The following is a 19,151-nucleotide window of genomic DNA, read 5'->3' on the forward strand; positions in this document are numbered from 1 at the left end:
CCTGAGCGCAACTTCCGCACCGATGGCGCGGCCAAAGCTTGTGTAAGATTTCGCGGCGCTCGCAATGACGGCAGTATCAGCTCCGTCATCCCCGCACAACGGCGAGAGATAAGCGCCCGTAGTTTCCACATGGTCAGTGCGAGCGCAGCGAAGCAATCCAGAATCCCTCCGCGGAAAGACTCTGGATTGCTTCCGCCTTCGCTAAGGCTTCGGCGGACAAGCCGCTGCGCTCGCAAGGACGGAGCAAGACGAATCGTCGTCATCTTCTGGCTCGCTTCTCGACTCGCAGACACGCCTTCACGTCCCCGCGGCGCATTTCGCCCGAGCTTTGCTTCATCGCTCCACCCTCTTTCAGCCAAGAGGGCGCAGGGAAGGCCGGGTGCCGGCTGGCACCCGCGGTCCGCTGTGCGCGTGTAGCGCATGAAAAGATGCACAGCGGCATACAGGTGCAGCCAAAACACTCGGCCTTCCCTGCGCAGTGGTCTGACGGCTTATGCCGTGATCTCCCGGGAGCCGAGTTCCTTCTGGCCTCCCTCACCCCGCGAATTGACGATGCCGTCCGCCCGGTCGGGCTCGCGTGCACCTCCGCAAAAGGCTTGACCGTAGCAACGACGGCCAGGACCACACGGTTTTGCCGTACGCGCATTCGCCGACCGCCACAGGGCTCTCCCGCGCCGTCGACGTCGCGGGAAAAAATGTTGGCGAGACGAGCTTTCAGCGCCGCTCATCCGCACGCGGTTTCGGGCTCACAGGGACTACCCGCCCTGCCCGCACCATGTCGTGCCGACGCTGCCGCGTCCACCGCAACCCGGCTCGCGAAACGTGACGACACAAGATCGCCCCTCAAGGTCAAGCCGGGATGGGCGACAAATACGCCAAATCCGAATTTCGGTAAAGTGGAATATTTTTGTCGATGCGGATTGACAGCTTCGCGGGTGTTTTGCCCGTCGGGCAAACGAGGCTGTCTCCACACCGTCATTGCGAGCGCAGCGACTTGTCCGCCGAAGCTCTAGCGAAGGCGGATGCAATCCAGGCGCAAAAAAACACCCGGCGGTTTCCCGCCGGGTGTTCGTTCGTTTGGTTCGATAGATCTTACCAGTTGCGCTGAGCGCGGAGGATCATGGCGATCGAGTCCTGATCCTTCAGCTCGTAGGTCGCGGCCGGCTTGGCGGTCACGACGTTCGGGGTGACGCCAACCGTACCGGAGTACTTCTGGTCGAGATGGGTCCAGGAGAGGTCGGCCGAGAACGTCAGGTTCTTGACCGGGGTCCAGCGGGTGACGAGACCCAGCTGGCCGATCGCGAAGTCGGGGTTACAGCTGGTCACACCCGCCAGGCCACCGAACACGCCGCCAGCACCGCCGGCGCCGCAGAGGGTGGTCTTGGCCAGCGTACCGAACTGGGCCTGAGCGTAGGCACCGTAGATCGCGGTGTTCCAGGCCGCATCCCAGTTGTGGGTGTAAGCGCCACGGAAGCCCCAGGTCTTGACGGTTTCCTGCGAGCTGCCGGTCACGAACACCGTGTCGGGAGCGTTGGCGAAGCCGATGCTGCCGTAGGCGCCAGCAACGCCCGAATTACCGTACAGCGCGTAGGAGCTGCCCGACAGATTCTGGAAGTTGTAGCGGGTCGCACCGTCGGTGTAGACGGCCTGGATGTTGATCGTGTCACCCGCGCCGGTCGGGATGTTCTTGATCGAGAGAGCGAGCTGAACCGCCCAACCCCACTTGTCGTCGGGGTGGCCGGTGGTCTCGTTCGCACCGTAATAGCCAACGTGGTTGTCATGCGCAGCCACCGACGCCTGGAAGAGGCCCCAGGCCTGGTCGACACGCACCTGACCGACGAGGTTCGGCGAACGCGAGCCGCCGATGGCGTTGGTGCCGTACGAACCGCCGATCATGCCAGCCGCGGTCGCGCCGGTCATGTTGAGGTTGCCGGCCTGATAGTACTGGGTCGCATCTTCAGCCGAGAACGACGCAGTGATCCCCTGGCCGAAGTCGGCCGTGTACGTGAACTGGGTGACGCCGGTCACGGTGCCGCTGCCGCCGACGAGGTTGTCGGTGATGTTGCCGGGATAGTTGGTCCAGGGCGCGTCGAACTGCGACACGGCCTTACCCATCGTGAAGCCAGCGAACTGGATGAAGGCGTAGTACACGCCGAGCGCACCGGCCGAGGTGTTGCCGTCGGTGCCGTTCACCGAGCCGGAGCCGTTCGAGCCGACGAGGCCGGTGCCCGCAGCGTTGAGACCGAGCGTACCGCTGTACTGGGTTCCACCCGTTGCCGAACCGGTGGGCGTATAGTTGCCGGTCGTCCAGGTGAACACGCCGTCGAAGAAGGTGCGGACCACGCCGTACTCGGTCGCGGTGCGGGTGTCGATGTTCAGGTCTTCACGAGCACGGAAGGTGTAGTAGTTCATCAGACGGTTGCGAGCACCGGCAGTACCGCTCTGGTTCGGATTGAAGTCCGAGTTGGAGCCGAGCACGGCGTCGGCACGCAGATAGCCGCCGAGCTTGATGCAGGTGTCGGTGCCCGGGATGTAGTAGAATCCGGCGCCGTACAGCGAGCAGACCTTCACGTATTCGACCGCTTTGGCCTTCACGGGAAGATCGGCTGCGAACGCACCGGAGACAGCCATCAGGCCGGCAGCCGAGCCGAGAAAGAGCGTCTTCGTCAACTTCATTAGTAAACCTCCAGGTCGGTTCGGGGGCTCGGCTCCTCGCTGGAGGCCGCGTTACCCACATCAATTTCCGTTCAATTCAGATCCGCACTGAAGGTCCGGACTGAAACGACAGCGAGGTGCCCCCCCTCCGTCGTGCTTCACGTATAGTTTATAAAAACAATCGTCTCAATTCATTGATTTAGTGAATCGCAAGTTGGAAAGGGGATGTTGCCTGCGAGCAACAGGAGGCGAAAGACGCGACACAAGTAGCTGAAATAAAAGAAAAAGCCCTCAGGGGGCATCCCGAGGGCTTTCTTGGAGGTCTCACATCGCTGGTCGTTGACAGCGGTCAAGAGCAGCAAATTCTGAGTGAGTACGACATAACTTAATCAATTGTTTTCTGCAAGCATTAAGTGCCGACACGATTTCCCCAATGAAGAGTTCCGCGCACGATATGCGAGACGGTTTCCCAATATCCCGCTAAAAGGCTGATCAAAGACAAAAAGAAAAATGACCAAGGGGGAAGCCATATGATCGAGAAGAAGCTCGACCGGGCGATTACAGACTTCATCTGGAACGTCGTTGAAATCCACTCTCAGCTCGAGGACATCCACAGCAGCTGGGCCGGACTGCTGGGCATCACCGAGCCGCAATGGCTGATCCTGATGGCCATCACCGAGCTGGACGAGGGACGAGGCGTCGCCGGAATCGACGTCGCGAACAAGCTGCGCGTCCACCCCGCCTTCGTGACCAACCAGACCAAGAGCCTCGAGAAGCACGGGTTCCTGTCGCGACGGCCAGCGGCCGACGACGCCCGCTTCGTTCTGATGTCGCTGACGGAAAAGGCGACGACGGACATCGAAAAACTGTCCAAGCGGAAGCTCGCCCTGAATTCGACCATGTTCAACGAGCTCGACGAGAAGACCCTCGCCGATTTGAATGCCGCGCTCGCGACCATTGCCAAGAATGCCCGGCTCGCTGCACGGCTACTGGCTATCGACGTGTCATGATACGCGGTTCTTCACGACGCAGCCAAGGCGCGACGGCATGGGAAAGAATCCTCGGCGCGCTTCGGGTCGTTGTCTCCGGATGACTGCGCCGCGTTCGTCGCGAGAAGACCGCGGCTCAGTCATGCGGATCACGGGCTAAAGATAGGTGACGGGATCGAGGCGACGGGCAGCTCCAAGCTTGGCGTCGAGCCATTCAAAAATGAAGTCGTCCACCGTGATGAAATTCTCGACCTCGCCCAGAGGATACGGGATGCGGTTCGGCACGACGACCGAGCAGTCGGCTCCGGCCTCCAGCAGCGACGTCGCCACATCCCGCGTTCCAAGCCGCGAAAAGTCCGGACCTGACGGCGAACGGCCGTGACCGGGCCAGTCCGGCACGAACACGTCCCGGCCAGCCGCAGCAAAGCGCGGCGCCCAACCCGGTCTCCGATCCGGCGTGGCGAGATAGCAGGTCCCGGTGTGACCGGCGCCATGGACCATGACAACAGGCATTTTGCGCAAGGCCACGTGGGACGATCGCACCTGGTCGACATAGACTGGATGCTCCGGCGTTCCCGCATGGAAGCACCGGACCTCGCCGTCGCACGACAGGTCCATCACCCTCTGCCCGGCCAGCGGCATGCTCCTGCGATCCTCCACAACTATCGTCGACGGCCGTTCTTGCGGGCCTCGCAGCGATGTTAAGATCAAGCCGGATCGAAAAGCAACCAGAAAGTCTCATATGAGACCATCTCGAAAATCGACGAACGGCACCACCGGGAGCCATTCACCCGAGCGAAAACCGCTCGCGGCGGTGATAGGCGGCACCGAACTCCAGATCGCCTACAGGATGGGCTACGTGCTGAACTTCTATCGCGAGCCGTCATTCCGGCGGATCGAGATGGAATTCGGCCTGACGCGACCGGAGATCGTCACCCTGATCTTCCTGAATTTCCGAGAGGGCGTGACCGCGAGCGAGATCTGCGAATTCTCCGGCCATCTCAAGGCCAACATCAGCCGCGGAATCATCGCGCTCGAGAAGAAGAAGCTGATACGGCGTGCCGCCGACAAGACGGACAGCCGCCGCCAGCAATTGTTCATGACGGCGGCCGGGCGGGCGCTCTACGCACAATACATCCCGGCCCTGCGCGAGCGGGAGCGTGCCATGCTCGCGTGCCTCACGCGGGCCGAGCGCAATGAATTCGAGCGCCTGCTCGACAAGCTCGCCGCGCACGTCCCGCATTGGGCTGCGCTCGACGAACTCTGAGGGCGGAGCGATCGCGCGGGCGAGGCGTTCCTCACTCGCCCTTGCCCGCCTTCAGCTTCGGCAATGTCTCGATGATCTTCTGCTTGCCGTCGATGATCTCGGCGAGGAAGCTGGCGCGGTCGATGTCGCCGTTCTGGTCCCAGCTCGCTTCCATCAGCATGCCCGGCGCCTTGTCGGGCCTCAGGGTCAGGCCTTTCATCGCGGCGCCAAAAGCCTTGCTGTCGAACTTGCCGATCTTTTCGGTGACGTATTTGACCAGATAGACCGCGGTGTAGCCCTTGATGCCGTTGTGGTCGGGCCGGTACTTGTAGCGCTCGCTGAATTTCTTCGTGAAGTCCTCGATGGCGGGAATCGGAGCGTCGGCGGAAAGGCCGACATGGCCGCGCACGCCGTTGGCGGCGGGGCCGGCGAGCTCGACCACCTTCTGGCTCAGCAGCGTGGTCTCGCCGAACAATGGCGTCGACAAGCCCTGCCGCTTCGCCTCGATCAGGAAGCGGGCGCACTCCTCTTCATTGGTATAGACGAAAATCGCGTCAGCCTTGGCGCTCTTCAGCTTGATGACGTCGGAGCCGAAATCGACCTGGCCCTGCTCGGTGGAGATATCGGCCGCGATCTCGATATTGCGCGCCTTCATCTCCTTCAGAAAGTTGTCGTGGCCGCCCTTGCCGAAATCATTGTTGACCCAGACCAGCGCGACCGTCTTCACCTTGAGCTTGTCGTGCAGATAGTTGGCGATCTTCGGCATCGAGAATTGCTGACCGAAGGCCGTGCGGAATATCCAGGGGTTACCTTGCGTGGTGATGTCGGCGGCCTCGGCGCCGACGATCTGCGGAATCTCGGCTGCCTGCGTCAGCGCCATGTTGACCTTGACCGAGCCTGAATAGATCGGCCCGAGCACGACGTAAGGGTCCTTGTCCAAAACCTTCTGCACCTGCGCGCGCGAGATGCCGGGATTGCTCTGGGTGTCGAGATGCTCGGTCTGGATTTTCCGGCCCAGAATGCCGCCGGCATTGTTGATCTCGTCGACCGCGAGCGCGACGCCGTCGCGCCAGTTGGTGCCGGAGACGGCGCCGGGGCCGGACAGCTCGATGACGTCGGGGATGTAGACCGTGCTCTGCGCGCAGGCCGCGCTCGCCCACAGCGATGCCGCAACCGCGATGCTAACCGGCCCTGCAAAATGCCTCATGACGTCCTCCCTCCCATTTTGCTCTGTTGTTATCTCGCTTGATCCGTCCCGCCGTCGAAGCCGAGCAGCCGTGCCGGCGTTCGCCACAACAGGCGATGCTGATCGCCGGGGTCGGGAAACAGTTGTGTCAGCACCGCGAGCAGCGGACCGTAATCGAGCCGCTCTGGGGCGCGCAGGAACGGATAGTCCGAGCCCCAGACGCAACGGTCGAGCGTGAAGGCCTCGACCAGCGCCGTGATGAACGGCCAGGCGTCTTGATACGGATGCGGCTGCTGCGAGAACTTGTAATAGCCGGAGAGCTTGACGTGTGCGTCGCGCTCGCGGCCGATCGCGAGCAGCGCCTGGAAGGCCTTGCCCTGCAATCCCTGCCCAACGGAGGGCCGGCCGCAATGATCGAACACCAGACGCACATTTGATTTGTCGATCAGCGGTAACAGGTCGAGCAACTGGTCCTGCTCGACCTGGATCTGGAGAAACAGGCCGAGGCTGGTCAGCTTCTCCAGCAGTGGTGCGGTCTCTTGGTAGTAAGCGGCACCGTGGAACGGCACGTTGAAGGCGACGCCGATCACGCCGGCCGCCTTCAGCCGTTCGAGCTCGCTGATGTCGACGTCGTTCTCGACGACGGCGACACCGCGAAAGCGGCCGCCGCCCTGCTGCAACGTATCGAGCAGGATGCGGCTGTCGCTGCCGTAGCCGGTGTTGGTGGCCACCACGAGCGCGTGCCTGATATCGAACGCGTCGAACACGCGGATGAGCTGCGCCGCGGGCGCGATCTCCTGCCCGCTCGGCCGGTACGGCGTATCGGCGGAATAGGGAAAGCGGGCGGGATCGATGGCGTGGATGTGGCAGTCGATCCTGGGGGACACCGGCAGCGTCATGGCGCAAAGCTCCCCGGCGGTTCAGAACGTCGCTTCGATGGCCTTGATCAGCTCGGGCGTCACGTCGGGCATGACACCGAACCAAGCCTTGAAGGCGAGCCTAGCCTGGTTCAGCAGCAGGCCCAGCCCGTTGACCGTGACGCAGCCGCGCGCGCGGGCTTCGGCGAGGAACGGCGTTTCCAGCGGCGTGTAGATGAGATCGGCGGTGAGCGTTTCCGGCCGCAGGCGCGACAGGTCGATCTCCAGCGCGGCCTTGCCGACCATGCCGCGATCGGTGCAATTGACGAGCAGCGCGACATCGCCGAGCGCGGCGCCGCGGTCGTCCCACGCGACGGTGCTGATGGCGGAACCGAAATCCTTTGCGAGCGCCTGCGCCTTCTCCGCGGTGCGGTTGGCGATGCGGATCTCGCGCGCGCCATTTTCGAGCAGCGCCACCACCACGGCGCGCGAGGCGCCGCCTGCCCCGAGCAGCAGGATCGGCCCGGCATCGCCGCGCCAGTCAGCCTTGGCGTCGCGCAGGCTCTGCACAAAACCGTTGCCGTCATTGTTGAAGCCCGAGAGCGTGCCGTCCGCCTCGACGACGATGGTGTTGACGGCGCCGATGCGTTTTGCCGTTTCGTGGACGCGGTCGAGCATCGGCATCGCCGTCTGCTTGTGCGGCATGGTGACATTGCAGCCGCGGAACCCGAGCGCAATCAGCCCGTCAAGCGCATCCTCCAGCCGCTCCGGCTTCACCGCCAGCGGGACATAGCTGCCGCGGATGCCGTGCGCCTTCAGCCAATAATTATGAATGACGGGCGAGCGCGAATGCGCAACCGGCATGCCCATGATACCCGCCAGTCCAAATCCGTCCTGCGACATGCTGCGCTTCCATCCTCGATCGCGCCATTCGGCGCGCGACCATCTTATTTGGTCAGTTGTACAAAGTAATTAGAGGGAATGGCTAGCGCGTGCAATCTGAATCTGGGGAAGCGCCGCCGTCCTGGCGAAAGCCAGGACCTATTAGCCCAGGGAGAGGTTGTGGTGCGAAGGGGCAACTGCGAGTTCCCGTAACCACATCCGACGGTGGTTATGGGTCCTGGCTTTCGCCGGGGCGACGCTGAAGGGGCATCGTGCTTCCAGGCACTCGTCGCGGTCGTAGCCTCGCCACGCAGTGACCGGTCCGATCACATCCCGCTCAACCCGCTATCCACCGCGAGCGTCTGCGCGGTGACATAGACGCTTTCGTCCGACAGGAAGAACAGCACCGCATAGGCGATCTCCCACGCGGTCGCCTGGCGGCCGAAGGGGACATGGCCCTTGCCGCGCGATGGGCGGCCGGCGCCGGCTTCGCGGCCGTTGGGAGTGTCGACGAGGCCAGGATAGATGAGGTTGGCGCGGATGCCGCGGCGCGCGCCGAGATGGGCGATGTTGCGCATGAGGCCGCCGAGCGCGGCCTTGGAGGAATCGTACACCGCCATCTGCGAGCCGGCTTTCAGCGCGGCGATCGAGGAAATGAAGACGATGGCGCCGCCATCGTCGAATCTCGGCATGGCGGCGCGGCAGCACAGCATCGGACCGCGGACGTTGACGTCGTAGATCCTGTTCCACTCCTCGGGGCTGACGGCATCGAGACCGACCTTGCCGAAGGTGCCGATGTTGAGCACCATGCCGTCGAGCCCACCCATCGCGCGGTGCGCTTCGTCGATCATGCGGACGACGTCGGGCTCGGACGTGACGTCCGCCGCGATGGCGAATGCCTCGCCGCCTTCGGCGGTGATGCGCTTCACCGTCTGTTCGGCCGAGGTGCGGTTGAGATCGGCGACCGCGACCTTCGCACCCTCGCGCGCGCAAAGGATGCTCATGGCGCGGCCGTTTCCGATCGGATCGGTTAAGGCATCGAACACGCGCTGGCCGCCGCCGACGATCAGGATGCGGCGGCCGCTCAGGCGCCCCCTGCCCGGCGCTTCGCCCAGCGATTCCGCGCTCGGCGGGCGGACGTAGCGCTCCGGCTTGGTCTCGGTTTCCGTCATCTCAGCCGCCCTGCTTCTTACCGCCGTCATAGACCTTCATGCCCGCCGCGGGATCGAGATCGGTTTCCGTTGCCTCGGTGACGCGCGCCATCATCATGTAGAAACCGAGCGCGACGATGGATTCCACGACCTCCTGGTCGCTGAAGTGGCGGCGCATGGCGGCAAAGGTCGCCTCGGGAACGCGGACGTTCTCGACGACCTCGCGGCCGAATTTGAGCAGCGCGCGCTCAGCCTCGCTTAAGCCGGCTGCATCGTAGTCACTGCGCTCGACCGCATCGATCTGCGCTTGCGTACAGCCGACACCGAGCGCGATCGGAACATGCTGGCGCCACTCATAGGCGCCGCCTTCGAGCTGGGCGACCTGGAGGATCAAGAGCTCGCGGTTGACGGCGCTGAGCTTCTGCTTGTGCAGGATCGAATTGCCGAGCCGCATCGCCGGGATCATGTTGGCCTCGGCATGAGCCATCATGCGAAAGATGTTGAGCTTGACCGGCATGCGGTCGAACGAGGCGCGGATGTCGCCGCTCGTCGTCTCCGGATCAATCAGGGGCAGCCTTGCCACGCGTTTCTCCCTTGGGTTTTCGTTTCTTGTTGTCGTCATTGCCTGCCGCGATCAGCGACAGGAAGAAGGCGAGGTAGCGGTCGATCGCCTCGATCACCTTCGGCCGCGACGACGGCGTCGCGCCCATCACGTAATGTTCGAGGCGGATATAGATGAGGCCCGCCGCGAACAGCCGCGCGGTCTCGCGCGGATCCGGCGTCGAGACGAGGCCCGCGAGCGCAAAGCCGCGGAAGTAATCCGTCATCAGGCTCTGCTCGCGCGTGTAAAAATGGTCGGCGAACTTGGCACGGATGCCGGGGACGCGATTTCGCTCGGCGGTGATCACCTTCTGGAACTGATGCTCGCGCGGATCGGACCATTGCTCGACGAGGTCCAAGGCAAACTGCCGGCAGAACGCGGCGGGCTGGCGCGCAAGCTGCTTGTAGCGCGGCTCCTCCAGCCGGCTCGCCGAGCTGGCAGGGCCGTGTTCGGCAACGATCGCTTCCAGGATCGCGGCCTTGCCGGCGAAATGATTGTAGAGGCTGCTCTCGCGAATGCCGACACGGCGCGCGAGCTCGCGCATCGAGGCGCCGCCATAGCCGCTCTGCGCGAACAGGTTGAGCGCTTCAGAGAGGATGCGCTCGCGGGTGGTGGGCGCAGCCGCTGCCGCCGCGCTGGAGGTGTGGACAGCCATGCGACTTGACTAACGAACGATCGTTCGCTAGTCAACCGTACGAACGATCGTTCGTTTGCCAGTCTGGCGGCTACGGTCGCGGCCCGCAAATCCGGTTGCGGGCCCTGTTCTCGCGTTTCAACTCCGCTCCCTTGAGAGGCGGAGAGCAAATCTGGGGAGACGACCTCATGGCGCGCTTTGCCCGCCTTCGCCTGGCCGCGGCCTGCATCCTGTTGCCCATGCTCGCGGCAAGCATCGCCCAGGCGCAAAGCGCAAAATACGATCCCGGCGCCGACGACAAGACCATCAAGATCGGCACCACCGCGCCGCTGAGCGGCCCGGTCTCGGCTTTCGCGCAGATCGCGAAATCCGCCGAGGCCTATTTCCGCAAGGTGAACGATGACGGCGGCGTCAACGGGCGGCGCATCCAGATGATCATCGCCGATGACGCCTACAGCCCGCCGAAGACGGTGGAGCAGACGCGGCGGCTGGTCGAGAGCGAGGAAGTGCTCTTGATCTTCGGCGGCGTCGGCACACCGACCAACAGCGCCGTGCACAAATACCTCAACGACCGCAAGGTACCGCAGCTCTTCCTGGGCTCGGGCGCCGCGAAGTGGGATGACCCGAAGAACTTTCCGTGGACCGTGGGCTGGCAGCCGACCTATCGCGACGAGGCGATCGCCTATGCCAAGTACATCAAGGCAAGCCATGCCAATGCGAAGATCGGCGTGCTCTACCAGAACGACGATCTCGGCAAGGACTATCTGAAGGCGCTGGAGGAAGGGCTCGGCGGTGGTGAGGCGATCGTGGCGCGCGCCGCTTACGAGACCACGGCGCCGACCGTGGACACGCAGATCCTGCAACTGAAGACTGCTGGCGCCGATGTGGTGCTGGTTGCGGCGACACCGAAGTTTGCGGCGCAGGCGATCCGCAAGATCGGCGAGATCGGGTGGAAGCCCGTGACCATCATCTCCAACGTCTCGGCCTCGATCAGCGGCGTGCTGGAGCCGGCCGGCAGGGACAATTCCACCGGAATCATCTCCAGCCAGTACCTGAAGGATGCGACCGACCCCGCGCTGAAGGACGATGCCGGCTACAAGGAGTGGCTCGCCTTTATGGACAAGTACCTGCCTGAAGCCAACAAGAGCGATTGGCTCAACGTCTATGGCTATACCATCGCGCAGACGCTGGTCACCGTGCTGAAGGCATCCGGCAACGACCTCACCCGCGCCAATGTGATGAAGCAGGCGACGACGCTCAAGGACGTCAAGCTGCCGATGCTGATTAACGGCACCACGGTGAACAACTCGCCGGAGCGCTATACGCCGATGACGAGCCTCCAGCTGATCCGCTTCGACGGCACGCGCTGGGTGCCGTTCGGCGAACTCCTGAAGAACTGAGCGATGCGGCAGGTCACGGTCGGCGGCATGCGGGTCGATCTCGTCAGCGAGATCGCTTCGCTTGCCTTCGACAAGAGCTGGCTGTTCGCCAACGTCACCGACGCCGTCATCGCGGAGAACCGGAGCTGGCTCGATCACCGCTATATCGAGCCGGCGACCGGCCGTTTCATCCTCAGCCATCACTCCTATCTCGTGCGCGCGCCGCGCTGGACCGCCATCGTCGATACCTGCTGCGGCAATCACAAGAAACGGCCGCGGGTCCCGGTCTGGAACGACCTCAACCAGCCTTATCTCGAAAACATGCGGGTGCTTGGCGTTGCGCCTGAAGAGGTCGACTTCGTGATGTGCACGCATCTGCATGTCGATCACGTCGGCTGGAACACGCGGCTCCTCGACGGCCGCTGGGTGCCGACCTTCCCCAACGCGCGCTATTTGATGGGACGCGAGGAGTACCGGCATTTCGAGGCCGCGCACAATGCGGCGCCGAAGAGCCCGGTGAACCACGGCTCATTCGAAGACTCCGTGCTGCCGGTGGTCGCGGCCGGCCTCGCCGAATTCGTCGAGACAGACCATCGCCTGTTCGAGGATCGCGACGCGGCCTTGCGCTTCGCGCCGGCGCCGGGCCACACCGCCGGCAACATGCAGATCCACCTCAACGGCGGCCACGATCACGCCGTCATGTCGGGCGACGTCATCCATCACCCGATCCAGTGCGCCGCACCGTGGCTGTCCAATGCCGCCGATGTCGATCCAGCCGCGGCGGTCGCGACGCGGATGGCGCTGCTGGAAGAGCTCGCGGATACGCCGAGCTATCTGCTCACCGGCCATTTTCCCGCGCCGACCGCCGGACGCGTGATCCGGCATGGCGACACTTACAGATTTCGTTTCGAGGATTAGGGGAAGCCATCATGCTGCGCACCGTCACGCTTTCGTTTCTCGCATTGCTGTCGGCGGCGTTGCCCGTCCGGGCCGAGGATCCCGCCGCCTACCCCACCCACAAGATCAGGATGCTGCTTCCTTACGCGGCTGGCGGCGGCGGCGATGTGGTCGGCCGGTTGCTCGCGGACAGGATGGGCAAGACGCTCGGGCAGAGCATCTATATCGAGAACCACACGGGTGCGGCCGGTACGCTCGGCACGCAAATGGTCGCGGCGTCGCCGAACGACGGCTACACCATCACCGTCGGCGGCATGACCACGCATGTGCTGGCGCCCGCGATCTATCCAAAGCTGGCTTACGATCCGATCAAGGATTTCACGACGATCGGCCGCGTCGGCACCTCCTCGATCATGCTGGTGGCGACCAAGGACTTTTCCGCCAATGACATCAAGGGCCTGATTGCGCTCGCCAAGAAGGGCGAGCCGATCCAGTATGGCAGCTGGGGCGTCGGCTCGACCGGGCAATTCTGCGCGGAGATCTTGATGCAGCAGCGCGGCATCAAGATGGATCACGTGCCCTTCAACGGCATCGCGAAACTCGCCGGCGACCTGCTCGGCGGCCACATCTCGCTTGCGACACTCGACATGGCGACCGCGACGCCGCTGGTGAAGGACGGCTCGATCAAGGCGCTGGCCGCCTGCGGCGAGCGCTCGCCGAGCCTGCCCGACGTCGCGAGCTACAAGGAACAGGGCGTGGCGTTCGACCGCAGCCTGTCCTGGGCGATGTATGCGCCGGCGGGCCTTGCCGAGCCGGTCGCCAAGAAGCTCTCGGCGGCCCTGAAGGACGCGCTCGGCGATGCCGAGGTGAAGGAGAAGCTGCTGGCGCTCGGCATCACGCCGCAATTCGTCCCCGGCGAGGAGCAGCGCGACATCAACGCCCGCGACATCGCGGCCTGGAAGCAGGTTGCCAAGGACGCGGGCATCGAGGTCAAGTGAATCGGCCAAGAAGAGGAGCGCGGGCATGAGCCGCATCTTCGGCGCGGTGCGCCAGAACGGATATGTGGTGCGGGACATCCACGCCGCGATGAAGCACTGGATCGAGGTGATGGGCGTCGGTCCCTGGTACTACATGGATCGCGTCAGGACCGACTGGTTCCGCCATCGCGGCCAGGACTCTCGCATAGAGATGAGCATTGCGCTGGCCAATTCCGGCGACCTCCAGATCGAGCTGATCCAGCAGCGCAACGATGCGCCCTCGCTGTACAAGGAATTCCTCGACGCCGGCCACGAAGGACTCCAGCACATGTCGTACTGGAGCCACGACTATCAGGCGCTCTACGACAAGGCGCTCGCGCTCGGCTACAGGATCGGCCACGAGGGCCAGATCGGCGGCGACAAGGGACGCTTTGCCTATTTCGACACCCAGGCGCATCCGGGAACAGTGATCGAGATCTCCGACACCAGCGGCACCAAGGGGCCGTTCTTCGAGAAGGTCCGGCAGGCGGCGATGAACTGGGACGGCACGCGGCCGATCCGGGAGGTTGTCGGCGGGAGATCGTAGGATCGGTCGTCGGCCTTGCGATGTTGCTCGAAGCGCACGGCCAGGAATGGAGCGGCGGGATTTGTCTCGTTGCTGGCGCGACAGTGGGGAAACCATGCTAACGTGAGCCCCGTGTCCGAACCTTCAGCGAGGCAAACATGTCCTCTACCGACAAGGTCTTCGCCGGCTCGATCCCGAAAATCTACGACGAGTATCTCGTCCCGCTGATCTTCGCCCACTACGCCGCCGACATCGCCAGGCGTGTCGCCGCGCTCTCCCCGTCAACGCTGCTGGAAACCGCCGCGGGCACCGGCGCCGTGACGCGGGCCGTGACGGCGGCGCTGCCTCCCGGCATCCGTTACGTCGCGACCGATCTCAACGAGCCGATGCTCGCGATCGCGGCGCAGCGCCAGGCCGAAGACAATCGCATTACCTGGCGCCCGGCGGATGCCACCGCGCTGCCGTTCGACGACGCCGCGTTCGACGTGGTCTGCTGCCAGTTCGGCGCCATGTTCTTTCCGGATCGCATCAAGGGTTACGCCGAGGCGAAGCGGGTCTTGCGGCCGGAAGGCACGTTCGTGTTCAACGTCTGGGACCGCATCGAGGAGAACGTGTTCGCCGACGAGGCGACGGCCGTGCTCGGAAAGATCTTTCCCGACGATCCGCCGCGTTTCATGGCGCGGACGCCGCACGGCTATCACGACAAGGCCGTCATCAACGCCGATCTGGAGCAAGCGGGCTTCCGTCACATCTCGATCGAAACGCTTCCCGCGGTGAGCCGCGCGCCGACGCCCGAATATGTGGCGTTCGCATACTGCCAGGGGACGCCGCTGCGAAACGAGATCGAGGCAAGGGACGCGAGCAAGCTTGAGGCCGCGACGGACGCCGTTGCCGAGGCAATCCGAATGCGCCATGGGCCCGGCCCCGTCGAAGCCAGGATTCAGGCCCTGGTGATCACGGCGCGACCTTAGTCGAAGGAGAGCTCGCTCCCCGACGGCTGCGCACCTTACCAGAAGCTCCGCGGCATCGGCTGCGCCGGCTGATAATACGGGTACTGGCCGCCGCGCTGCCGGCGCGGATTGACCGGTTGCGGGTTCGGATCGCGCTGGAAGAAGAAGCCGAAGCCGTTGCCACCATTGTCCCAGCTGTCGTCGCTCGCAATGTCCATCGGAGGCGCGGTCGGCTTGCGCGTGATGAAGCCACCCTGGGGATGGTTGCTCAGCACCGCGACGAATTCGGTGCGGTAGTTGGTCTCGCTGCTCAGTGGTTCGTCCGAGATGATGATCGACGAACGCGGCAATGCAGTCGGCGCGATGCGATCCCAAACGTCCTGCGGAATGGTGATGCGGTCGAGCGCGTCCTTGGCGTCGTCGCCGCTTTCGATCGTCACAACGCTCCAGCGCAGGCCGGTGTCGTTCTTCGCCATCGCCGTGAAGATATGCGTGCCGAGCGGCTGGTCGGGATTGCGGATCGTGACCGGGACCTCGATGCTGGTGTCGAACACCTCGCCGCCGCCATCCGGCGCCGGCTTGTGCGTGTTCCGCCGCACATAGAGCTTCTGCGTCGCGCGGCTGACGTAGACCGAGACCGGCTCGAGCGCGAGCTTTGCGTCGGTCGCGGCCTTCACGATCTCGGCCTTCTTGGTCGCAGCCGCCTTCGCGGCCTCCTTCGTGGCGGCGACGGCGTCGCGCTTCGGTTGCGCGGCGGCCTTGGCGGTGTCGAGCTGCGTTGTCGCATCCGCAGCCTTGGTGGCGGCCTTCTGCTTCAGCTCCTCGGCCTTGGCGCGGGCCTGATCGGTCTTTGCCGCCGCGAGCGACTTGTCGGCAAAAGCAAGCTCGGCATCGGCGCGGGCCTTCTGCTGTTCCAGCTTGCGCAGCGAGGCGGGAAGCGAGGCGGCCTCCTTCGCGGCGATCGCCGCGGCCTTCTTGGCATCGTCGGCGGCCCGGGTCGCCTCCTCGGCCTCGGCGGAGAGCTTGTCGGCCCGGTTCGGTACCGCCGCGATGGCTTCGCGCTTCGGCACGAACAGCGAGGGATGGGTGAAATCGACCGGGGCCGCGTCGTTCGGCGAGATGATCACGCGCATGCCGATGTTGGTCTTGTCGAACAGCCCCTCCGCAAAGCCGAAGGGCATCCGCACGCAGCCATGCGAAGCGGCATAGCCCGGCAGCGGCCCGCCATGCAGCGCGATACCGTTCCAGGTGATGCGCTGCATGTTGGGCATCCAGGCATCGTCATACATGGTCGAGTGGTGGTCCTTGTCCTTCTCGACGATGGCGAAGACGCCGGCCGGCGTCTCGCGCCCGGTGGTGCCGGTGGACACCGGCGCACGCAGGATCCAGCCGTCGGCGTCGTAGAAGGTGACCTGCTGGCTCTTGATCGACACGATCGCCATGATCGGCTCGCCGGCCTCGCGCGGCGCCACCGCCTCGGCCGGCTGGCGCGCCTGCTTGGCCGCGGCCGCCGGGTTCACCACGGCAAGCACGGCCAACGCCGCAAGCGCGATCCTGCCGGGAGGGGCCCAACGCCGCATCGCCAGGGTGGATTGCGCCGTCGTCAGTCGGTTTTTCATGCCATGCCCCGGTCGAAATGCCAGTCCGCGCTCATGTCGATTAGGTCTCAGATTGCGATCTTTGGATTAAGAAATCGCAGCCGCCATACGTTCCGTCTGTGGCGATATTCGGCACGTTCCAACGACAAATCTCTCATATACGACGGCTCGCGCGGGCGGAAGGGTGGCTCCCGGCCAAGGCTGGTCCGAGGCTGGCGGCGATCGCTGCGGCAGAATGTCCGCCTTGGAGGGGGCGGATCCGCCGGTTTTCCCCCCGTTGCGGTGGAGCGCCGCGGCGATCACGACCCGGATCACAACGGTGCGGCGCAAACCGGCCTATATTCTTTGAACCGGCAGGCTTTGGTTGAGAATGGTGGCTAAACGCCCGGCACCTTCCGGCCGAACCTCGGCAGTAAACACCACTGCGGGGCGCGCACCTTCACGACCCTCAGCGGCCTCGCCGCGAGGCGGCCGCCGGCGAGGCGGTTGAGGTCAAGGCTGCCTCTCCAAAGGAGACAAGCCGCAAGCGCTCCTCATCCCACAAGGTCAGCCGCACGGTCCGCAAGCTCTGGAGCAGCGTAATCCGTCCGACGCCGGCGAGCTGCGGATGGTCCCGCAACACGTCCGGCAGGCGATAGCAGGGAATTCGACTGCACAAATGATGGATGTGGTGGACGCCGATATTCGCCGTGAACCATCGCAAGACACCCGGCAATTGGTAGTGCGAGCTGCCGTACAGCGCAGCGTCGTGAAAATTCCAGTTGTCGTCGTGGGACCAGTGGGTGTGCTCGAATTGGTGCTGGACATAGAACAGCCAGACACCGATAGACGCCGCCAGAACGATGATCGGCAGGTGAACCAGCAGGAACGGCCCATAGCCGACCAGCCGGATCATCGCGCCGACGAGAACCGCGATCGCGACGTTCGTGCCCATTGTGCTCAGCCAGGGCTTCCAGCCACCGCGCATCAGCCCGACCGGCAAGCGATGCTTCAAGATGAACAAATACGAGGGACCGACGCCAAACATCACGAGGGGATGGCGATACAAACGGTACAGCATCCGACCCCATAGGGGCTGGTCGCGAAACTCGCGCACGGTCAACGTATCGATGTCGCCCGAGCCCCTGTGATCGAGATTGCCGGAGTTCGCATGGTGGCGTGCATGGTTATGTCGCCAGTAATCGTATGGCGTCAGTGTCATCACGCCGATGGCGCGGCCGACCCAATCGTTCGCAACGCGGCCGCGGAAGAACGAGCCATGTCCGCAATCGTGCTGGATCATGAAGAGACGGACCAGCAAACCCGCCGCGGGCACCTCGAGCAGCAGGGCAAACCAATAGCCGTGGTCAAGAGCGGCCCAGATCAAAACCCAGATGATGACAAGCGGCACCGCCGTGATCGCCAGCTCGAGGACACCGCGCGCACTGTCGGGCTCGCGGTAGCGGGCGAGCATCCGCGCCGTCGCGCGGATCTCCGGCGTTCTCTCAGTCATTTCTGGTCTGTTCCCGATGTCCGCCGAAGAAGTATCGTTATCGCCCACGGACGCCTCCGGCAGCAGTTCTGAGGTCCTGCCCCGCACGCACTCATATTGATCCGAGCCTGGATGTCCTGCTGAGCAATATTGCTCACGCCGGGAGCCGGCGTCCCGCCGAATTGGCCTGCCCCCCATGACACACCGCGACTGAGATGGGAAGGGACGCAGGTCGGAGATGTTCACCGACCGGCCGGCGATTTTCCGGCAATGTGAGCAATATTGAACTGAAGCTGACACGCGAGCGCGGCATGCTGGCCATGACGCAGCCGGCGAATCGGCTGTCATCGGCGGCGGCTTCGGGTACAGCGTACCCCGCCATATGGGCAGGAGCTTCATATGTCCGAGGTCTATGCTCGTCCAGAACCGACGCTGATTCCGATACCCCGGCCACTCTGCCCGGCCTGCCAGAGCCGCATGATGCTGATCCACGTCGGGGCAAGCTGCGACGGTCCCAATCTTCGAATCTTCGAATGTGCCAAATGCGGGAACGTCCACAAGATATCCATGGACGACCCGATGAGATCAGCCAAATAGCAGCTGAAGGGGAACGCTCAAGGAAGCGGCCCCAGCACGGGGGTGCGAACCGGGGCCGCCATTCATCGGGTATGATGAGTGGGCATCATATCCGGTCGCCATCACCAAGTAGTCCCGGCGACGTTCGTTCCAGGCAGACTCTCACGATGCCCGCCTACCAGCGTTTGCGCCAAACGCCGCCCCAGCTTCCGCCCCATCGGCTTCGTCCGCGGACGAGCCCGATGATCATGAGCAGCAAGACCGCGCCGACCGCGGCGTCGATGATCTGCGAGACGATCCCCGAACCGAGATGGATTCCCAGCTGCGGAAATAACCAGCTCGCGATGAAGGCGCCCGCTATTCCCACGACGAGATCGCCGACCAGGCCCAAGCCCGTACCCATGACGATCTGGCCCGCAAGCCAACCGGCCGCGATGCCCACAGCCAATATGACGAGAAGGCTTTCACCAGATATGTTCATTTTCACCTCACCAACGGACGACCAAGCAGTGTTCCGTCACCCGTCAGACTAGACCC

General features: G+C 64.0%; 18 protein-coding genes. 7 read left to right on the plus strand and 11 right to left on the minus strand.

Annotated features, from left to right (window positions below):
- Positions 1-1,092: 1,092 nt before the first annotated feature.
- Positions 1,093-2,676 (minus strand): porin, encoded by a 1,584-nt coding sequence (locus AAFG50_RS34105; RefSeq protein ID WP_028175213.1) that lies wholly within the window; start codon positions 2,674-2,676, stop codon positions 1,093-1,095.
- Between the two features lie 509 nt (positions 2,677-3,185).
- On the opposite strand from AAFG50_RS34105, the gene AAFG50_RS34110 reads away from it, so the two are divergent.
- The gene (locus AAFG50_RS34110) at positions 3,186-3,665 is read left to right on the plus strand and encodes a MarR family transcriptional regulator (protein ID WP_028175212.1); all 480 of its coding nucleotides are present in this window, start codon (positions 3,186-3,188) and stop codon (positions 3,663-3,665) included.
- Between the two features lie 135 nt (positions 3,666-3,800).
- Here the strand turns inward: AAFG50_RS34110 and AAFG50_RS34115 are convergent, their stop codons facing one another.
- Positions 3,801-4,286 (minus strand): alpha/beta fold hydrolase, encoded by a 486-nt coding sequence (locus AAFG50_RS34115; RefSeq protein WP_231166569.1) that lies wholly within the window; start codon positions 4,284-4,286, stop codon positions 3,801-3,803.
- 100 nt (positions 4,287-4,386) lie between these two features.
- On the opposite strand from AAFG50_RS34115, the gene AAFG50_RS34120 reads away from it, so the two are divergent.
- Complete coding sequence (locus tag AAFG50_RS34120) at positions 4,387-4,911, plus strand: MarR family winged helix-turn-helix transcriptional regulator (RefSeq protein ID WP_231166570.1); 525 nt, start codon at positions 4,387-4,389, stop codon at positions 4,909-4,911.
- 31 nt (positions 4,912-4,942) lie between these two features.
- Here the strand turns inward: AAFG50_RS34120 and AAFG50_RS34125 are convergent, their stop codons facing one another.
- The 6 genes from AAFG50_RS34125 to AAFG50_RS34150 all read right to left on the minus strand — a co-directional run bounded on the left by AAFG50_RS34125 (position 4,943) and on the right by AAFG50_RS34150 (position 10,222).
- On the minus strand, positions 4,943-6,097 hold the full coding sequence (locus AAFG50_RS34125; RefSeq protein ID WP_028175209.1) for an ABC transporter substrate-binding protein: 1,155 nt from the start codon (positions 6,095-6,097) through the stop codon (positions 4,943-4,945).
- A gap of 29 nt (positions 6,098-6,126) precedes the next feature.
- Positions 6,127-6,975, minus strand: coding sequence for an amidohydrolase family protein (locus AAFG50_RS34130; RefSeq protein WP_028175208.1), 849 nt, complete (start codon positions 6,973-6,975; stop codon positions 6,127-6,129).
- A 21-nt stretch (positions 6,976-6,996) separates the two neighbouring features.
- The gene (locus tag AAFG50_RS34135; protein ID WP_028175207.1) at positions 6,997-7,836 is read right to left on the minus strand and encodes a shikimate dehydrogenase; all 840 of its coding nucleotides are present in this window, start codon (positions 7,834-7,836) and stop codon (positions 6,997-6,999) included.
- Positions 7,837-8,141: 305 nt separating this feature from the next.
- Positions 8,142-8,987 (minus strand): SDR family oxidoreductase, encoded by an 846-nt coding sequence (locus tag AAFG50_RS34140; protein ID WP_028175206.1) that lies wholly within the window; start codon positions 8,985-8,987, stop codon positions 8,142-8,144.
- A gap of 1 nt (position 8,988) precedes the next feature.
- Positions 8,989-9,549 carry a carboxymuconolactone decarboxylase family protein gene (locus AAFG50_RS34145; protein WP_028175205.1) on the minus strand — a complete coding sequence of 187 codons (561 nt, stop codon included), beginning with the start codon at positions 9,547-9,549 and terminating at the stop codon, positions 8,989-8,991.
- The gene (locus AAFG50_RS34150; RefSeq protein ID WP_028175204.1) at positions 9,527-10,222 is read right to left on the minus strand and encodes a TetR/AcrR family transcriptional regulator; all 696 of its coding nucleotides are present in this window, start codon (positions 10,220-10,222) and stop codon (positions 9,527-9,529) included. The genes AAFG50_RS34145 and AAFG50_RS34150 overlap by 23 nt, the downstream gene beginning before the upstream one ends.
- Positions 10,223-10,389: 167 nt before the next feature.
- Here AAFG50_RS34150 and AAFG50_RS34155 point away from each other — a divergent pair, with 167 nt between their 5' ends.
- From AAFG50_RS34155 to AAFG50_RS34175, 5 genes are all read left to right on the plus strand, one after another.
- Complete coding sequence (locus AAFG50_RS34155; protein ID WP_011085041.1) at positions 10,390-11,601, plus strand: ABC transporter substrate-binding protein; 1,212 nt, start codon at positions 10,390-10,392, stop codon at positions 11,599-11,601.
- A 3-nt stretch (positions 11,602-11,604) separates the two neighbouring features.
- Positions 11,605-12,498: an MBL fold metallo-hydrolase gene (locus AAFG50_RS34160; protein ID WP_342714028.1), complete on the plus strand. Its 894-nt coding sequence runs from the start codon at positions 11,605-11,607 to the stop codon at positions 12,496-12,498.
- A gap of 11 nt (positions 12,499-12,509) precedes the next feature.
- The gene (locus tag AAFG50_RS34165; RefSeq protein ID WP_011085039.1) at positions 12,510-13,475 is read left to right on the plus strand and encodes a tripartite tricarboxylate transporter substrate binding protein; all 966 of its coding nucleotides are present in this window, start codon (positions 12,510-12,512) and stop codon (positions 13,473-13,475) included.
- A gap of 25 nt (positions 13,476-13,500) precedes the next feature.
- Positions 13,501-14,040, plus strand: a complete 540-nt coding sequence (locus AAFG50_RS34170) for a VOC family protein (RefSeq protein WP_028175202.1) — start codon at positions 13,501-13,503, stop codon at positions 14,038-14,040.
- Between the two features lie 137 nt (positions 14,041-14,177).
- Positions 14,178-14,990, plus strand: a complete 813-nt coding sequence (locus AAFG50_RS34175; RefSeq protein ID WP_028175201.1) for a class I SAM-dependent methyltransferase — start codon at positions 14,178-14,180, stop codon at positions 14,988-14,990.
- A 35-nt stretch (positions 14,991-15,025) separates the two neighbouring features.
- On the opposite strand, the gene AAFG50_RS34180 is transcribed toward AAFG50_RS34175, so the two are convergent.
- The 3 genes from AAFG50_RS34180 to AAFG50_RS34190 form a co-directional block, all read right to left on the minus strand.
- Positions 15,026-16,588, minus strand: a complete 1,563-nt coding sequence (locus AAFG50_RS34180; protein ID WP_028175200.1) for a L,D-transpeptidase — start codon at positions 16,586-16,588, stop codon at positions 15,026-15,028.
- Between the two features lie 427 nt (positions 16,589-17,015).
- Positions 17,016-18,059, minus strand: coding sequence for a fatty acid desaturase (locus AAFG50_RS34185; RefSeq protein ID WP_028175199.1), 1,044 nt, complete (start codon positions 18,057-18,059; stop codon positions 17,016-17,018).
- 730 nt (positions 18,060-18,789) lie between these two features.
- Positions 18,790-19,095, minus strand: a complete 306-nt coding sequence (locus AAFG50_RS34190) for a GlsB/YeaQ/YmgE family stress response membrane protein (RefSeq protein ID WP_038966522.1) — start codon at positions 19,093-19,095, stop codon at positions 18,790-18,792.
- Positions 19,096-19,151 lie beyond the last annotated feature (56 nt).

It is taken from the genome of Bradyrhizobium sp. B039 (assembly GCF_038965675.1).
GTDB classification, from domain to species: domain Bacteria; phylum Pseudomonadota; class Alphaproteobacteria; order Rhizobiales; family Xanthobacteraceae; genus Bradyrhizobium; species Bradyrhizobium diazoefficiens.

What these genes read in the sequence shown, in the direction of transcription:
- AAFG50_RS34155 (WP_011085041.1), top strand. Translation starts at nt 10,390, where the DNA reads ATGGCGCGCTTTGCCCGCCTTCGCCTGGCCGCGGCCTGCATCCTGTTG.
- AAFG50_RS34130 (WP_028175208.1), bottom strand. Translation starts at nt 6,975, where the DNA reads ATGACGCTGCCGGTGTCCCCCAGGATCGACTGCCACATCCACGCCATC.
- AAFG50_RS34105 (WP_028175213.1), bottom strand. Translation starts at nt 2,676, where the DNA reads ATGAAGTTGACGAAGACGCTCTTTCTCGGCTCGGCTGCCGGCCTGATG.
- AAFG50_RS34125 (WP_028175209.1), bottom strand. Translation starts at nt 6,097, where the DNA reads ATGAGGCATTTTGCAGGGCCGGTTAGCATCGCGGTTGCGGCATCGCTG.
- AAFG50_RS34115 (WP_231166569.1), bottom strand. Translation starts at nt 4,286, where the DNA reads ATGCCGCTGGCCGGGCAGAGGGTGATGGACCTGTCGTGCGACGGCGAG.
- AAFG50_RS34140 (WP_028175206.1), bottom strand. Translation starts at nt 8,987, where the DNA reads ATGACGGAAACCGAGACCAAGCCGGAGCGCTACGTCCGCCCGCCGAGC.
- AAFG50_RS34120 (WP_231166570.1), top strand. Translation starts at nt 4,387, where the DNA reads ATGAGACCATCTCGAAAATCGACGAACGGCACCACCGGGAGCCATTCA.
- AAFG50_RS34160 (WP_342714028.1), top strand. Translation starts at nt 11,605, where the DNA reads ATGCGGCAGGTCACGGTCGGCGGCATGCGGGTCGATCTCGTCAGCGAG.
- AAFG50_RS34150 (WP_028175204.1), bottom strand. Translation starts at nt 10,222, where the DNA reads ATGGCTGTCCACACCTCCAGCGCGGCGGCAGCGGCTGCGCCCACCACC.
- AAFG50_RS34170 (WP_028175202.1), top strand. Translation starts at nt 13,501, where the DNA reads ATGAGCCGCATCTTCGGCGCGGTGCGCCAGAACGGATATGTGGTGCGG.
- AAFG50_RS34185 (WP_028175199.1), bottom strand. Translation starts at nt 18,059, where the DNA reads ATGACTGAGAGAACGCCGGAGATCCGCGCGACGGCGCGGATGCTCGCC.
- AAFG50_RS34165 (WP_011085039.1), top strand. Translation starts at nt 12,510, where the DNA reads ATGCTGCGCACCGTCACGCTTTCGTTTCTCGCATTGCTGTCGGCGGCG.
- AAFG50_RS34135 (WP_028175207.1), bottom strand. Translation starts at nt 7,836, where the DNA reads ATGTCGCAGGACGGATTTGGACTGGCGGGTATCATGGGCATGCCGGTT.
- AAFG50_RS34110 (WP_028175212.1), top strand. Translation starts at nt 3,186, where the DNA reads ATGATCGAGAAGAAGCTCGACCGGGCGATTACAGACTTCATCTGGAAC.
- AAFG50_RS34190 (WP_038966522.1), bottom strand. Translation starts at nt 19,095, where the DNA reads ATGAACATATCTGGTGAAAGCCTTCTCGTCATATTGGCTGTGGGCATC.
- AAFG50_RS34180 (WP_028175200.1), bottom strand. Translation starts at nt 16,588, where the DNA reads ATGAAAAACCGACTGACGACGGCGCAATCCACCCTGGCGATGCGGCGT.
- AAFG50_RS34175 (WP_028175201.1), top strand. Translation starts at nt 14,178, where the DNA reads ATGTCCTCTACCGACAAGGTCTTCGCCGGCTCGATCCCGAAAATCTAC.